The sequence below is a fragment of the Chryseobacterium sp. GTID13 genome (assembly GCF_056172655.1).
On the sequence record NZ_JAOCMB010000005.1, the window covers coordinates 329,062 to 346,577 of the forward strand.

The window sequence follows — 17,516 nt, forward strand, 5'->3', positions numbered from 1 at the left end:
TGAGTAAGCCGATACTGAAAATTATAAATATACCTAACAAATGAAAAAAACATTTTTATTTTTAATTATTGCTCCCATCTTAACTTTTTCCCAGTGCTGGAAAACCATATCTTCAGGAGTGGTTAGTTCTCTTGGCATTCAGCCAAATGGAACACTATGGACATGGGGAGACAATTCCTGGGGACAAATAGGAGATGGTACCAATAATCCCAAATATATTCCTTATCAGTTAGCTGGTGACGACTGGAAAATTGTATCTTCAGGACCCAATGCAGAGACCATTATGGCCATTAAAACTTCTGGAACACTTTGGGGCTGGGGGGCAAATGGTAATGGAGAAATAGGAGATGGAAGTACTGTGCATAAAAACACTCCTACTCAGGTAGGCACGGATTCTAACTGGGAAAAAATAGCAGTTGCAGGTGATCATACGCTATCCATAAAAATGGATGGAACACTTTGGGCTTGGGGAGATAATACTTTCGGACAACTTGGTAATAATACCTATGATGACAAGCATTATCCTATTCAAATAGGTACAGCAACTAATTGGAAAAATATTACAGGAGGAATTTGGTTTAGTATCGGATTGAAAACAGATGGAACACTTTGGAGCTGGGGTAGAAATCTTGATGGGCAATTAGGTGATGGTACTTTACTAAATAAAATTATTCCTACACAAATAGGCACAGATTCCAATTGGAAAATAATGAGGTCAGGTGCCAATCACACAGTTGCATTAAAAACTGATGGAACACTTTGGGCATGGGGAAATAATGAACTTGGACAATTAGGGCATAATAATACTATTAATAAAAATATTCCAACTAAGGTAGGAACCGATAATAACTGGAAAGATATTGCTACAGGAACGAGATTTACATTAGCAATAAAAACTGATGGAACACTTTGGGCATGGGGTGAAAATAGTTCGGGACAATTGGGAGATGGTACTTATGTGGGTAAAAATGCCCCAATACAAATTGGAATAGCGACAAACTGGGATCAAATAAGTGGAGGATATGGACACAGTTTAGCCTTACAAGCTGACGGCTCACTTTGGGCTTGGGGCTATAATGCTACAGGAGTGTTGGGTGATGGAACAAGTATGTATAAAAGTGTTCCTACTCCTATTAACTGTTCTACAACTGTATTGGTAACTCAAGATAATAGCCAGACGAACCCAAATATTGTACTTTATCCCAATCCTGCTAAAACATTTTTTGAAATACGGAATTTGAATGATATAAAGAGCACAGATGTTTATGATGCTGAGGGAAAATTGGTAGTATCACCTATCAATAAGAAGTTTGTAACGATCAGTTCTTTATCGAATGGAATTTATTGGGTTCAAATTAAAGATTTAAAAGGAAATAAATTTGTAAAAAAGTTGATTAAAAAAAGTGAAGACTGATCTTGATAAGGATGGTTTTGAAACGGAATCTTTTATAAGACGCTTTTAGTATATTAATTAATAGATCTGATGAAGAGATTCATGAAAGAGATAATTGCTTTGTTTTATTGTTAAATAGCGTTTCCAACTTCTCAATCATTTCATTACAAAATTTGCTGGAAGAAAGCTGATGACTCTTTAAAGCGTAACTGGACTAATAATTTTCTGTCGAAGATCAAATAATTACGTAGATGATAAGGAATGAATAATGATAATATTAGTTGTTATGAGAAAGTTCCTGGAATAATAAACGATCGATAATTAAATTATGTAAGCAAGGTGTCTTTTTAGACGCCTTCTTTTATGCTTTAAAATTGTTATTTAGATTTATATACACTTAAAATTGAGATTCTTATCCTTTTGTTAGCTGTATGTTTAAGATTTTGCATTATCAAACAGAACTATCTGCTGCTATAAGAGTTATTTTCTCTGTGGGAAAGGAGGTGCCAGTTTTTACTGATGCATAAACAGCTATACATAAACAGCCACATAAAAATAAACAATTATGAAAATGCATTAATGATTTGAAACTTAAAGCAGATCACCTTATTTTAACTTTTTATTTTAATGTAAGAAATTCAGAAATTCCTGTATTTATGCGTATTAAATAACTGATTATTAGTTTTTTATGACATTTAATATTGCTGATTATTATGCAGATAATTCGGAATTTTATCAATATTTCTCTCTTTAACTTATTGTCGTCACTAATACATTCAAGTATTTTTGTATCACATATCAAATTTAAAAAGACTGGGGGTAGAGCAATGCTCTGCCATATCCTGAACTAAATAGTAACTGATTTGGTTTTACGTTGAATTTGCAGCTCTCCTCCTTTTACTTAAATATTCAGTAAAGCTGAAATAAAGTATATGCTTTTAGTCAGCTACATATAAAAACATTCTAAATAAATACCTATGATGAATTCTAAAAATTTACCCTTTGAACATGTCGATTTAATAAATCACATAGAACCATTTTCACATGTAGATTTACATATTGCTTATCCGCATTCAAATCAGGCAGCTTTTAAAACAGCTTTTCCCACAGTCAATATACTGTAGCTTCTTTGCGGAATCTCTAATTGATAACAACTTAATACAAACATTGATGAATTTTATTACCAACGTCCGGATGTATGGGCTATGGTCTGCATGGGTTATACTGATAACCTCTTGTGCCTTTTCCCTCATGAAAGCACAGGCCCCTTTGCTGACAGATAGTTTTAATTACACCCCGGGAACATTATTAACGGCAGCTAATTGGACTGTACTTGGTACGAGTACTAGCCCTACTTTATCCGTTTCGGGTGGAAATCTCACTTATTCCAATTCCATTGCAAATAATTTTGGAAATAAGGTGACGCTGGCCAGCAGTGGACAGGATGTTTACAGATCCTTTACCTCTACAACATTAAGCGGAACTATTCCTTCAGTATATTCCTCCTTAATTGTAAATGTTACATCTGCACAGGCTGCAGGTGATTACTTCTTTGCTTTGGGTTCCGGAACCAATCAAAATGCAAGAATATATATTAAATCCAATGGGACCGGATTTAGTTTCGGAGTAGGGAAAACAGCAGCTGTTGCTGATTATGAAACAACAGTAAGGCCGTTTGGAAGTAATATTATGCTGGTCCTGAAATATGAGCAAATATCCGGGGCTACTAATGATATGGTGAAACTATTTGTAAATCCGTCATTGGCATCGGAACCTTCTCCGGATATTATTCATGCTCCTGCTATTGCTGATATAACTTCGTTATCATCGGCTTTCCTCATGCAGGGGACGGTTGCTAATGCACCCGCATTACAAGTAGATGCTATTAATGTAGGGACAACATGGAACAGCGTGACATCAGCAGTATACGATTATGGTGATGTACCGGTTTCTTATGATATGACAAAGGACGGAGTATTTGCTCCTGCTGTTCACAGTTATAACATTCCAGGGTTTCTCGTAGGAAACGTACCACCGGACCTTGAGCTTGCCCCGGCATCAGTAATTTCAGGAAATAACAACAATTCTCCTGACGGCGATGGTGTAGATGAGGATGCTGTCCCGATTTCAGCAGGCCCGATAGCAAGAGGAGTGGCATACAGTATGGATATAGCCGGAAATAGCGCGACTGCTACCACGAAATATATGTATGCATGGATCGATTTTAATAATGATGGAAGATTTCAGGCAAATGAAATGGCAGATAATGTATTAACTTTCAATAATACCGAAGGATATGCTCCATTAAAACCGGTTTGGTCTGCGGCAAAAGTATCTGCAATTGCTCCTGATATTAATAAATTATATATGAGGATCAGGGTTTCAGATAGATCCCTGATCGATTTTACAACTGCAGCAGGAGGTGGAGATCTTATTGATGAAAGAAGCATAGGAAATGGAGCCAGTAGTGCTACTAATGCTGCAGACCATGGCTCCGTAGCAAACGGGGAGGTAGAAGATTACCAGATAGAAGTTGCTAAAGTTTATGATTTTGGTGATGTTCCTTCCAGTTTTGAATATGATATTAATAATAACTTACTTCCGGCACTACATGCTAAGCTAAATGATTTCAGCATAGGAACATTTAACGATGTAGAAACGGCTCCCTATTCCGTAACAGCACCTGGAGAAAATAATAGTGAGGGAGATAATGAACATGGCGATGCTGATGAAGACGGAATAACAGAGATCCTCAGTGTTAGCCGTGGGGTTCCTTATTCAATAACACTTCCAATCAATATTCCGGGGACATTGGCAGGAACTAAATATTTATACGGATGGATTGACCTTAACGGAGACCATCGCTTTCAGGCAAATGAGTTGGCGTCCACGAGTACCACTTTAACTGCTGCCACAAATCTTACATTAACCTGGTCGGCAGCACAAACCAACCTAATTAGTACAAATACAGATAAAGTATATCTGAGGTTGCGTCTTTCAAATTTAAATTTGTTGGATTATACTGCAGGAGCTTCGGTTGATGAGCGCAGCATAGGCAACGGCGTTGCTTCAGCATCTAACCCTGCAAATGCTCCGACAATAGCCTATGGTGAAGTGGAAGACTACCAGCTTCCTGTAGATTTATATGATTTCGGAGACGTACCGTTAGCTTATGAAAATGGCTTGCCTGCAAGACAGATTGCTTTATCAATGTATCATATAGGTGATAAAACGGATGATGAAGAATCCGCTTTAAGTGTTGCCGCCAATAGCGATAACAATAATGATAACGGAGATGGAGCAGATGAGGACGGTTTAAGCGGGACCCTTCCAATAATAACCAAAGGAGCTCCATTCAATATATCTGTACCCGTAACAGTAGCAGCTGCATCTAATATTATTGCATGGATAGATTTTAATAATGACGGTAAGTTCCAGAGTAATGAAGCTGCCTATACTGCTGCTACCGGAACAGTTTCAGGGTACCAGGCAGTAGCCGTGGGCACTTCCACAAAAACATTCTGGTTCAGGGGAACACAAACCAATATAATTCCAAGTAATGTAAATGATCTTTATGTACGTATAAGATTAACCAGAACAGCGGGAGCGGATAATACCGGAACAACAGCTGTAGATGAACGTTCGATAGGAGATGGGGCAAGCACGGGAGTTTATACTACTGCAACAATAGGGGAAATTGAAGACTATCGCTTTAAAGTCTCAAGAGACCTGGATTATGGTGATGCACCGGAAAGCTATGAAATGGATAAAGACGGAACTGCTACCGCTAACTTTAAACCAGCCCGTAATTATACCACAGAAGGACTGTATCTAGGACAGGCTTATGTATTGGAACAAGGACCGACATCCGTTGCCCCGGGAGCAGATAATAATGCGCCTAACGGAGATGGTGAAGAAGAAGATGGATTAAATGCAGACCAGCTAAATATCCGTACCAATGCGGTCAATAATTTTACAGTAGCAGTAAATAATACTACCGGAACCAATGCATTCCTCTACGCATGGATAGATTTTAACAATGACGGCCGTTTCCAGGTTGGGGAAAGTATTGCTACTCCTACCACAGTGGCCAATAATGCAACTACTGCAATTATTTCTTTCACAGCAGCTCAGGTAAATACCATTGCTGCTGCAACAGGGAAAGTGTATATGAGATTGAGGCTTATACAACCCAATACAGAAATCAGCATTCAGGATTATATTACAGCTGCAAGTAATGGAGCAGTGGTAGATGAAAGAGCAATTGCAGACGGGCTGATTTCAGGAGCCTATACTTCAGTTTCTCTTGGAGAAGTGGAAGATTATCAGCTAACAGTACTAAGAGATTATGGAGATGCTCCGGCAACCTACGAAAACGGAGCTCCGGCATCACAAACCAATTCAGGAGTTACACCGGAACTGACTATAGGAGCAACGGTGGATTATGAGCCTTCAAATAATTCAGTTGCTTCAGGTGCAGACAATAATGGAAATAATGGAGATGGCACGGATGAAGACGGAGTTGCAACTCCGGTAACCGTAACAAGTGGTGCACCATTTACACTTACAGTACCGGTAAATACTACTGTTACAGGAAGTAAATATCTTTTCGGATGGATAGATTTTAACGGAGATGGCATCTTTAATGGTAATGAAGCAGCTTCTGCAACACCTTCAGTAACAGCAGGTACGACAGGATATGTAACCCTGACATGGACCACTACCAATGCTTCCGCATCTGTGCTGGCAGCAGGTAAAACCTATGCGAGATTAAGGCTTAGCGGAACAACCATAACTAATACCAATAATGCCAATACAGCTTTAATAGATACAAGAAGCTTTGGTTTAGGGCTTGATGAAGGAGAAATAGAAGATTACCAGTTTCTGATCAGCAATTTATATGAATATGGAGATGTACCCCAGGTAAACTATGAATATAATAAAGACGGGGCATATATGCCGGCCAGACAGGCACAATCGTCCGTACTTCGGCTAGGAAACATTGCAGATACAGAAACAGCACCTAATTCTGTTGCAGCGGGCGCAGATAATAATGGAGCAAATGGTGACGGAGCAGATGAAGATGGAATAACTGATCTAGCCCCGATCTACAAAGGAGTTCCTTACTATGCACAGGTAAATGTTTTGAATAATTCAGGAACTGCCAAACCGATTTACGGTTGGATAGATATGAACGGGAATGGTCGTTTTGAGGCTGGTGAAGTATCACAGTCACTCACAGTACCCAGCTTACCTAACCAACAGACAATCACTTTGAAATGGACCAATACAACAACCATTCAGCCGGGCGCAACAGAATTGTATATGCGTTTACGTATATCTGAACTGGGGACATTAACTGATCAGGTTTCAGGAACCAATGCTGCGTTAGTTGATGAACGTTCAATAGGTGATGGTTTAATATCAGGAGTATATGGAACATTATATGGTGGAGAAGTAGAAGATTATCGTATTTCTGTTATCTCCGATTATGATTATGGGGATGCATCAGATAATAATTATGATACAAGCAGAGGTAATATTTTAGCGCCTGCAAGGCAGACCATAAGCCAGGGATTATATCTTGGAAATAAGCCTGCAGATCAAGAATCTGCCAAGCAAATTCTGGCTGGAACAGCTTCAGGTGATGATAATAATGGAATCGATGATGAGGATGGTGCAACGCCTGGTCCGATTGTATCAGGAGGAGGTTATACATTGAATGTAAATGTTACCAATAATACGGGAGCTTCCAGAACACTTTATGGATGGATCGATTTTAATAACAACGGTCATTTTGAATCAAAAGAAATGATGTCAGCATCAGTTGCCGGTGGGACCAACAATGGTACAGCTACACTCACATGGCTTCCTTCTGCTTCAACTATTACAGGAAACACTGGCCAATTGTATATGCGCTTGCGTATATCAGAAGGAACCCTGACAGATAATGCCAATGTATTGGTTGATGAGCGTGCTCTTGCAGATGGGATTGATACCGGGGAATATGCAGCCTCTCCCGTACTGTATAACGGTGAAATAGAAGATTATACAATACCTGTAACGACTGATCTTGACTATGGGGATGTGCCGGTAAGTTATGAGCAACCTGGAGGTGTATTAATTCCTGCCCGTCAGATTTCAAGCGCGGCATTACAAATAGGTGTAACTCCTGATGCGGAAGCATTACCACAAAGTGTCGCAGCAGGAGCAGATAATAATGGAATGAATGGAGACGGAGCAGATGAAGACGGAATCATTCCTTCTGAACATAAAATTACCCCTAATGCAGTATTCTCATTACCGGTTAAAGTGACCAATACAGTAGGTGCAACTAAAACTTTATTAGGGTGGCTGGATTTTAATAATAATGGTGTCTTTGAGCTTGGTGAAGTTGCCACTGGTTCAGTTGTTAATAATACTCTTAATGGGACAGTTACTCTTAGCTGGACAGCAGCTTCAACTACAAATATAGCGTCTCCATATGTTTATCTGCGCTTAAGATTGTCAGATGCTGTCATGGGAGATGTTGCAGCCACTACAGCCTATGATGAAAGAGCTTTTGCCGACGGACTGAGCACAGGCACCTATGCTGCAACTGCTTATCGCGGCGAAATTGAAGATTACAGGCTGGAAGTTAATCCTGCATATGATTTTGGAGATGCACCTGATAATTTTGAACAGAATACCAGCAGTATTCCTGTTACGGCCAGACATAAAACAGTCAATACCTTATACCTGGGAGGAACGTATGATGTTGAAGCAGCAAAAAATTCAGTCACATCCGGAGCTGATAATAACGGAACAAATGGAGACGGTATAGATGAGGATGGTATTAGTACACCATTGCCAATGCTATATTCGGGAACAGAATATACTGTAGATGTAAATACCTATAAAAGTATTTCCGGAACCGGAACCCTGCATGCATGGATAGATCTTGACGGAAACGGACGTTTTACCAAAGAAGAATATACTTCAGCAGCCGTTACGGGTGCGACCGGTATGCAGACAGCTACCCTTACATGGGCGGCAGTGCCTTATAGCGGTACAGCAGATAAAACCTATATGAGATTGCGTTTTACAAGTGCTTCACTGGCAGATAATGCATCTACAGCCAATGTTGATGAACGTTCTATAGGAGATGGGCTTAGCTCTGGAATATATGGTACGGTACCTGTAAATGGTGAAATAGAAGATTACCAGCTTTCGGTAGATTTGTCAGGAATTAATGCTCCGGATCCTTTATGTACAGGTAATGCAGGTTCCTTATTAGGAATCATGGACCCTATACAGGCGGGATTCCACTCAACACTTGTGAGACCCGCGAGCGGAGGTTATCTGGTATTTGGAGAACTATCCAATCCAAACGGGACAAGCAATGCAGTTGTACCTAAAAAAATAGACCCGTCGACAGGTTACAATTACCAGGGAAGGTTGCTAATGGCTACCTTGGTTTCAAATTCTACCCTGGGAGGTACATTCATGAACTATCATCAGTACTTTGCACTTTCTACAGCAGGTTTATATGCATGGGGAGATGAAGGATATGGTGTTTCAGCGGCCGTTACAAACGGACCGGCATTTCAACCGATTAGCTTACCTGCCGGTGTTCCGCCTGCCAGAGTGAAAATGATTGATGCCGGTAATGCCTATTCATCCAATACCGGATCTCTTGTATTATTAACTACAGGGGGAGAAGTATGGGTTAGAAGTACAACTAACGCTGCGAGCACAACCAACGATTATAATGCCATTCAGGGAGATGGTAATTTGCTTACCAATAATGGTAATACAGGCTGGCATAGAGTAATGATCAACGATACAACACCTCTTACAGGAATGTTGGATGTACGTACAGTAGGGGCGGCAGCTATTGCAACAAATGGTAATCAGTTCTATACATGGGGTACCAATGTGTTTGTAGGAGATGGTACACCAACAGCAACGCAGCATTATGCAACGCTTATGCAATCCCCTTCAGGATCTCTTCCTGCAAGACAGGTAGATATCAGCTACGGAGCTACGGCCGCATCCTATTTCGTTTTAGATAATGCGGGAGCGGTACATGTATTGGGATTCAACGATTCAGGACAGTTGGGTATAGGAAATACAACTACACAGACTTCCTGGGCAAAGATTACCCAAATGAATGAAGAACCTGAAGCAGCAGGCAATCAGGTAGATGTTACCAGTAGCATTGATAAAGTAATAAAGATTTCTGCCAACAACCACGATACAGCGGCGGGAAGCAGCCTCATCCTTATTACAGATAAAAATCGTGCTTATCATGCAGGAAGTAACGGTGGAAACAGATCAGGAACAGTAAGCCCAACCAGCTGGAATATTCCAACAGCGATGACTGCAAATAACGGTACAACTATCCAGCAGGGAAAGATAGTTCATGCAGAATCCGGAGGACACATCAGTGTATTGGCCAAAGAAGGAAGTGACCGGTATGGATATGTTGGGCATACAGTAGGCGGATCGGATGGATGTAACGGATGTACCAATAGTCCTGATGAATTTACATTTACCAAGACAACTTCTACAGGACCTCTTTGTGGTATTACAGCTTTTGATTACGGAGATCTTGATGATCGCTATAATTCAGGTGATAAAGCTAAGCACGAGATAAAATACAGTCAGGCAGATAACCCTCTTAAATTAGGAGCAACAGCAGCAGACAGTGAAGATGGGCCTCAGTTTAGTGTTACCGGAAATGCTAATGAAGCGAACGGAGATGATACCGATGACGATGGGGATGATGAAGATGCTTTTACAGATGTACTCCCTGCAAAAATAACAGGTTCTACCTATACACTTAATATTCCATTGACGAACAGTACAGGGACTACAGCTTATCTGTACGGTTTCATAGATTGGAATGGCAATGGAGTTTTTGAGTCTTCTGAAACTGTAGTAAAAACAGTATCTCCTTCATCATCCGCACAGACCATAAGTATCGAGTGGCCGGATACAAGAACAATAGGAGGATGCCAAAATGGTGAATTATTACGCAGCTTTGTACGTCTTCGTCTTACATCAGCAGTATTGAATGACAATACAGCAACACCTGCCGATGAACGCAGTGTCTTAAAAGCCAATGATGGCGAAGTGGAAGATTACTATCTTGACTGGAGCCCTGACTGCGGAGGATACTGCTACAAACCGGGAGCAACAACAGGAGGAGAAACATTGATCAGTAAAATGGGTATTACCTCATTGAACAGAGCGGGAGCACAAGCAGATAACTGGCCTGCGGTACGTACTGGAGGATGGTTGGTATTGGAAGCTAAAACCAAAGGCTTTGTTCCGAATAAGATAACCTTTGATAGCATCGGTAATCCTGTAGGAATACCTTTGGATAACTATGTTGAAGGAATGCTGGTGTATGATGTGACCAATAAATGTTTGAAAATGTATACTTCAAAAGATAATGGTACTTCTTTCGGGTGGTATTGTGTTACCACACAAACCTGTCCCGATTAGAATAAAAGAAAATTACATCAGGCAAAAAATGCCTGCTGTTAATTACGAAATCTAATTTATATGCTAAAAAATAATTATGAAAAAAATAATATACATATCATTAATACTATATTCTCTTACAGAGCTTCGGGCACAGGTGGCTATCAGTAAGAACAGTGTTACTAACGGTTCCGTATCTCTTGAATTTGGAGATGATGAGAATAAAGGATTGATTCTTCCTTATGTTACAGAAAAAGAAGGAATTTCAGAAAGTGGAACAATTATCTATGATGCTACTGATCATAAAGTAAAATACCTTCAGGATACCAATACATGGTTTGATTTAAGTGTTGACCCTTCTGGAGCGGCTGATCTGAGTATTCAGGGGGATGATAAGGTTGAGCATCCCGGTGCAAAAATAGCTATTACAAAAACCGGAGGAGTAGATGCAATTAAAGGAATCCTTGTCCTTGAAGATACGGATAAAGCTATGATCTTACCTAAAGTAGCAAGTCCTCATCTTAACATAATCAATCCAAGTCCGGGTATGATAGTGTATGATACTGTAAAAAGACAATTGGCAGTTTATAATGGTACGAAGTGGTCTTTTTGGAAGCCTTAATATTGAAATTGCAGGTCTACAAAATCGATCAAGAAGATGAAATGATTTTTAGGAATGATGAAGATATCTGATAAAGAAAAGAAGCCGTCTCAAAAGCATTTGGGGCGGTTTTTTCATTTTGGTTTCTTAATTCCTTCTTATTGCATGGATCAATTCCATTATCTTTTAAATGTTGTCACTATGTGCCGGGTTTACATTAACTCTTCGAAGTATTTGCCACTACCCATCCTCAATGAAAAAGTTCAACCATGAATTTTGTATATTTGAATTAAGATTTAAAGTTTCTTTATGCCTTTGTTGTAGGATCTTTTTTAAGTTGATTTAGAAAATGTCAATTGGAAAATTGTGTAGTGTTATGGCAAATTCATGGCAAATGATATTTTGGAAATCATAAATTGCAGTAAATCAGTCTTTTGCTGGGTGTGGTTCAAGTCTAACCGGACAAATTTGAGTAGCTTAAAATCACTTTTTAAAACTTCATCTGAAATAACGAAGAAACAGACCATATTGCTGTGAGTATATTTTCGTCTTCGAGAATGAGGTTAAAAAGTCCATGTACACTAGGAATGAGGGTGATTTTTTTTAAGAGATTTTCGTATGATTTTTCCAAAAAATCTGCTCTAAATCTGCCTTTGCATTTAGATGTACTACAATGATAATATCTGTATTTTTTACTTTTGCCCTGAGATGTACTTCCTGTAAGCTTTCGTCCACAAAAAGGACAATTTATGATTCCTCTGAGAGGGAATAGAAATTTTGTTTGAAGTTTTGACTCATTCTGTTTACGTTTACTTTTGTGTAATAACTGGACTGTTCGGAAAAGGTTCTCTGTTATGATCGGCTTATGAATTCCTTTTACGTATTGAACCTCTTCATCTTTAGTTGCTTTAACTGTAATTATCCCACAATAAATAGGATTATGTAATATCTTCCAAAAATTATTCTTACTACATAGTAAACCTTTTTGGACCGCCATCGTTCTCACCCGACTCATTGAATAAGTACCGGTTGCAAACTGTTCAAAAGCCCATTTAATTAAATCAGCCTGTGGCTGTTTAAGTTTCATGATTTTTCTACCATCTTGTGTTGACTGGTTTATATATCCCATTGGGGCCCTTCCTGGCCATCTCCCCATTTTTCGAGCCCTACGCATTCCATCAGAAGCATTTCGCCCCCTTCTGTTGTTTTCAGCTTCAGGTATTGAAAGATAAACAGCAAGCATCACTATACTTTCAGGAACATCAAAATCGATTGGTTGGTCAATAGCGAATGGCTTTGTATTTAAGCTTCTTAATATACCAAGCATTTGATAGGCATATTCAATGTTACGGCTAAATCGATCCCACTTAATGAATAGTATATTCTCTGCAGGTCTTTTTTTGTTATTTTTTAAAGTTTTAATTATTTTTTTCCATTCAGGCCGATTAAAGTCCTTTGCTGAAAAGTCTTCCATGAAGATTCCCTTAACAACAATTTGATTCAGTTCACAATATTTCACCAATCTTTCTTCCTGTTCGGGAAGAGAATAGCCTTTTCTCATTTGTTCATCGGTGCTAACTCTGACATATAAATATGCTTATTTCATAAGTATAGGGTTTATGAAATATAAACGTATAAAGAGTAGTATTTTTATTTAAAATATAGATGATTTCACTTATACATCTGAATTATATGAACAATTTTATAAGCTCTTATTTCTAAATTTACAGAATGGCTGGGCTGGAATGGTACAAGAGAAGATGTAAAGCCTTTTTTGAAAATAAATTATGATGTAAGAAGACAAGGTAAAATAGATATTGCAAAATAATGTGGTATTAATGCTTGGTGCTCTACAAAATGCAGTAATATTTTATTTTACTGCGTTTTTGTTTTGCCTGATGTCAAGTGTTCGATTGTAACCCCTCAAGACGCTTTTGATAATATGGATTTTTTTGGGGTTTCTCCCTTGCCAATTATGATTTTTAATTAATACCTTTGTTAAGCTTATTTAATTTTAAATTAGTGTAATTTAGCTGGTTGACTATCAGTTATTTAATTGTGTCTAGAAAACTCAAGAATGGTATTAAGAGTTCGACAGGACTACCTCTCATTCCGCAAGTTGGAGAAACAAATAAAATCAAAAGCCTTTAAATCATAGTGTTTAAAGGCTTTTTTGTTGTTTGGAATTATCAAAATATATCAAAAAAACACAAATCGAAAGTGAGTAATTCGGTGAGTCGTTTTTAGATAGCATTTTGACTCACCGAATTCTCATTAAGCAACTTGTTCATCCATTGAACATCTTGTAGGTATAAAGGTTCAGTAATATTATTAACCTTTAAAAATTAAAGTTATGCAAACCTACAGCTTACTGTTCTATCCAAAAAAAGCAAAGAACAATCCTGAAATGTCCACTATTTACCTGCGAATTACCATTGCTGGACGCCGAACAGAAATTTCAACAGGACAAACGGTAAAAACCTCACAATGGAGTAAAATCAGGAAGGGTAACAGGAAATACTCCCCAAGCAAAACAATTAAATTCCTTATTGGAAAGTTCACGAGCCAAATTATTTGAATGCTATAACATCCTGTTTAATGAAGGTAGAGAGATAACCTGCGAAAATCTACGGAATAAATATCTTGGAATTGAAAAAAAGAAAGGTTACCCTCATTGAAGTCTTTAAAGATCATAATTCAAAAATGAAAGAACTTATAGGAAAAGAATTTTCTAAAGGCACATGGGAAAGATATGAAACTTCTTTAAGACATACTGATTCATTTATGAAATGGAAATTTAAGATTTCGGATATTGATGTTCGTTATATTGATCCCGGATTTGTTGCAGATTATGAATTTTATCTGCGTACTGTAAGAAACTGCTCTAATAATACTGCTGTAAAATACATCAAGAATTTTCAGAAAATAATCAATATCTGCCTTAGCAACGAATGGATGAATAAAAATCCTTTTACTGGATATAAATCTAAAATAGAAACGGTAGATGTGAGATTTCTAACGGATTTGCAATTAAAGAAAATTCGTTCTAAGAAATTCATTTCTGAAAGATTGGGAATTGTCCGTGATATTTTTGTATTCTGCTGTTATACAGGTTTAGCTTATATCGATGTTAAGAATTTGACAAAGCATAAAATTACCAAGGGAATTGACGGAGGATTATGGATAAAAACCAAAAGAGCTAAAACAAAGGTTGAAGCCAGTATTCCCTTGTTAACTCAGGCTCAGGAAATTATAAACAGGTATGAGAACCATCCAAAATGCGTGAATGAAAGTACTGTTTTGCCTGTGCTTAGCAATCAAAAGACCAATGAATATTTAAAAGAAATAGGTGCTTTATGTGAAATTGATTTTGATATCACTTTTCATACCGCAAGGCATACTTTTGCGACGACAGTTACTTTAAATAATGGTGTGCCATTAGAAACGGTAAGTAAAATGCTTGGGCATACGAATATCAGAATGACACAACACTATGCCAAAATTCAAGACAAAAAAATAAGCAAGGATATGTTCGTATTAAAGAGTATGTTAACTAAAAAAAGGTTGTTTAAAAATATTAACACTATTTCGCAAGTAGGTTTAGATTTTATTATGCAAAACAAAAGTTTTCTATTCTAAGCAAAATAATATTTTAATGCCTTTCACACAGCTATATGTATTTAAGCTAACAGATAATTTTCCCTGTGAGAGTAGGGATGAGACATCAATAAAAATTAAAGAGGCTGGTTTTTATATATCAGCCTCTTTTGTATCATGTTATTTTTTAATGAAGTTCAATAATTCAGTATTAAATTTTTCCAGTTCTTTAAAAAGCGTATAACCTCTTTTTTCGAAATTTTATAGAAAAAGTCATAATCTACAACAATCTATCTAGAATCTAAAAAAATAAGTTTTCCTCCACTTACTTTATATCGATAAACCGGATAAATTATATCAGTTATTGGGGGAGGAGTTTTAGAGATCAAAGAATCAATCCCACTTCGTTTATAAACATTAACAAGTGATTTTCCATATAATCCATCATCAATTATATATGTTGGCTTTAAAACATCATTTTCATAAACTCCATAACTATTACTTTTCTTAATGCCAAAAGTGCTGATTGAGATTGATACTAATGTATCCTTTTTTTTGAAAAAGATATTTCGTAAACAAAATATTTATTCAAATTATTTTTTTTCTTACTATAGGGTATTCTTTTTGATATTTTAAAATCTCATTCTGTAAGCTTGGCTTAAAAAATCGTTCATCATTTTTCTTGCAATTAAATAGCAATAAAACAAATACTAAGTATATTACAAACTGTCTCATTTACTTAAATTTTTACTATCATTATTTATTTTTCTTATTAAATAAACTCCATTTTGAGTTACATTATATAGATTTGAACTTTTAGGAAAAAATACATAATTCGGATATTCCGTTTTATACATTACAGCACTTCCAAAGTCTCCTCCTGAACCATAATATTCTCCATTTTCTCTTGCGCCCATAGCATTTAACTCAGTGTAATCTTTTTCATATTTACTTATAAAAGGGTGGTTATGATACTGTCTATTCACGTTATCATAAACTCCAATTTGATCAGGCCCAGGAGATTGACTTCTTTCATTATATGTTTGAATTGAGATAAACCTCTTACTTCCTAAATTAAAATCTGTAAGTGAGAATTCAACACCTTTTGCATTATATGCCGTATAATGAAAAAGGTTAAACATATCCTCTTTAACTTGGTTCGTATATTCTTTTATAGATTGATGATAAGCACCATGGGAATCTTTTTTATTTCCATCTCTGTAATACAATAGTTGTCCTACGAGTCCTTTTGTTTTGACAACCTGGCCATCTTTATCATCGATTCTCTTATCTCCATTATTATCATTTAACCGACCTGTTTTAGAATCGAACCCAAAAACAATATCATCCTTAGCTTCTTTTTTAGCCAAAATAAATTTTCCTTGTTCATTTAATAAATAGATATCCATTCCATCTTTATCGACAAATCTTATCGGGTTATTTATAGCATAATTATATCCACCATTATCAAAGAACTTTTCACTTAGTGGATCAATAACACTCCATCTTCCGAGATCAGGCATATATAATCTAGCTCCATAATCATAAAAACCATTTGCTAATAGCTCTTTACCATTAAATTTATAGTTGTAATTAGGATCTCCTGGAGCAGAATTATAACCTTGATGCCTTAACCCGAATGGATAATAATTGTTTTCTTCTAATACTTGAAGTCCAGAAGCATTTTTAGCATAACTTAATCTTATATTTCCCAGATGATCAACATAATTGTAAATATACCTATTTTCAGTAAAACTATAATAACCTTCACTTGTCGGAATAAATTTTAGTGTACCGCTATATTGAAATCCATCTAAATAATCTATATCTATAAACTCATTTAGTTCAATTAAATGATGAAATGACTTTAGCTTAGTACCATCAGATGAATATGTGTAATAATACTTTTCGATATCTTTCTCTATCTCACTAGGTAAATTAAGGTAATTGTATTTAGTACTCCATATAAAATGAGCATCATCGTTTACTAAATTACCATTATCATCATACACCATGAGACCACCTCCGTCAAGCCCTTGTCCATTACCACTCGAATCCCACATGTCAACAAGCATATTGCCATCGTATGTATAATCTATATCATCAATTTTCATGGCATTATTTGTATCAGATCCTCCATACCTTAGCAGTTTTTTAATATTCCCGTTTAAATCATATGTAATGCTTTCATTATATGCATTTGTCTGAGGAACAGTTAGACTCGGTTTTTGGTATATTGCCGCTGACAATCTGTTTAATTTATCATATTGATAACCATATCTTCGTAGTATACCATCATTTCCAGTTTTCCAATCTACCTCAGAAATGTTGCCATTATATTTAGGAGATGCCGAAGAAGAATTTTCGGGATTTTGATATTTTAACTTATAAGCAAATAAGTCTTCGCTCATGTTATTGGGGTCATTAACACTTGTAAGCCATCCCCTGATATTA

General features: G+C 37.0%; 7 protein-coding genes and 1 pseudogene. 5 read left to right on the forward strand and 3 right to left on the reverse strand.

Features of this window, described 5'->3' with window-relative positions; all coding sequences use genetic code 11:
* Window positions 1–40 precede the first annotated feature (40 nt).
* From N4G44_RS07465 to N4G44_RS07475, 3 genes are all read left to right on the forward strand, one after another.
* Window positions 41–1,414 carry an RCC1 domain-containing protein gene (locus tag N4G44_RS07465; protein ID WP_474925637.1) on the forward strand — a complete coding sequence of 458 codons (1,374 nt, stop codon included), beginning with the start codon at window positions 41–43 and terminating at the stop codon, window positions 1,412–1,414.
* Window positions 1,415–2,563: 1,149 nt separating this feature from the next.
* Window positions 2,564–10,885 (forward strand): GEVED domain-containing protein, encoded by an 8,322-nt coding sequence (locus N4G44_RS07470; RefSeq protein WP_474925640.1) that lies wholly within the window; start codon window positions 2,564–2,566, stop codon window positions 10,883–10,885.
* A gap of 76 nt (window positions 10,886–10,961) precedes the next feature.
* Window positions 10,962–11,486 carry a hypothetical protein gene (locus N4G44_RS07475; RefSeq protein ID WP_474925641.1) on the forward strand — a complete coding sequence of 175 codons (525 nt, stop codon included), beginning with the start codon at window positions 10,962–10,964 and terminating at the stop codon, window positions 11,484–11,486.
* 469 nt (window positions 11,487–11,955) lie between these two features.
* Here the strand turns inward: N4G44_RS07475 and N4G44_RS07480 are convergent, their stop codons facing one another.
* On the reverse strand, window positions 11,956–12,639 hold the full coding sequence (locus N4G44_RS07480) for a recombinase family protein (RefSeq protein WP_474928293.1): 684 nt from the start codon (window positions 12,637–12,639) through the stop codon (window positions 11,956–11,958).
* Window positions 12,622–13,050 (reverse strand): annotated as a pseudogene (locus N4G44_RS07485) (recombinase family protein); the annotation flags it as partial. The pseudogene N4G44_RS07485 and the gene N4G44_RS07480, both read right to left, overlap by 18 nt.
* Before the next feature lie 822 nt (window positions 13,051–13,872).
* On the opposite strand from N4G44_RS07485, the gene N4G44_RS07490 reads away from it, so the two are divergent.
* Together N4G44_RS07490 and N4G44_RS07495 are read left to right on the forward strand one after the other, a co-directional pair.
* Complete coding sequence (locus N4G44_RS07490; protein WP_474928294.1) at window positions 13,873–14,043, forward strand: hypothetical protein; 171 nt, start codon at window positions 13,873–13,875, stop codon at window positions 14,041–14,043.
* A gap of 71 nt (window positions 14,044–14,114) precedes the next feature.
* Window positions 14,115–15,104 carry a site-specific integrase gene (locus N4G44_RS07495; RefSeq protein ID WP_474925644.1) on the forward strand — a complete coding sequence of 330 codons (990 nt, stop codon included), beginning with the start codon at window positions 14,115–14,117 and terminating at the stop codon, window positions 15,102–15,104.
* Between the two features lie 689 nt (window positions 15,105–15,793).
* Here N4G44_RS07495 and N4G44_RS07500 read toward each other — a convergent pair.
* Window positions 15,794–17,473, reverse strand: a complete 1,680-nt coding sequence (locus N4G44_RS07500) for an RHS repeat domain-containing protein (RefSeq protein WP_474925646.1) — start codon at window positions 17,471–17,473, stop codon at window positions 15,794–15,796.
* Window positions 17,474–17,516 lie beyond the last annotated feature (43 nt).

Excerpts from the sequence above, each read along its gene's own strand:
- N4G44_RS07480 (WP_474928293.1), bottom strand. The coding sequence starts at position 12,639 with ATGCGTAGGGCTCGAAAAATGGGGAGATGGCCAGGAAGGGCCCCAATG.
- N4G44_RS07500 (WP_474925646.1), bottom strand. The coding sequence starts at position 17,473 with ATGAGCGAAGACTTATTTGCTTATAAGTTAAAATATCAAAATCCCGAA.
- N4G44_RS07470 (WP_474925640.1), top strand. The coding sequence starts at position 2,564 with ATGAATTTTATTACCAACGTCCGGATGTATGGGCTATGGTCTGCATGG.
- N4G44_RS07475 (WP_474925641.1), top strand. The coding sequence starts at position 10,962 with ATGAAAAAAATAATATACATATCATTAATACTATATTCTCTTACAGAG.
- N4G44_RS07465 (WP_474925637.1), top strand. The coding sequence starts at position 41 with ATGAAAAAAACATTTTTATTTTTAATTATTGCTCCCATCTTAACTTTT.
- N4G44_RS07490 (WP_474928294.1), top strand. The coding sequence starts at position 13,873 with ATGTCCACTATTTACCTGCGAATTACCATTGCTGGACGCCGAACAGAA.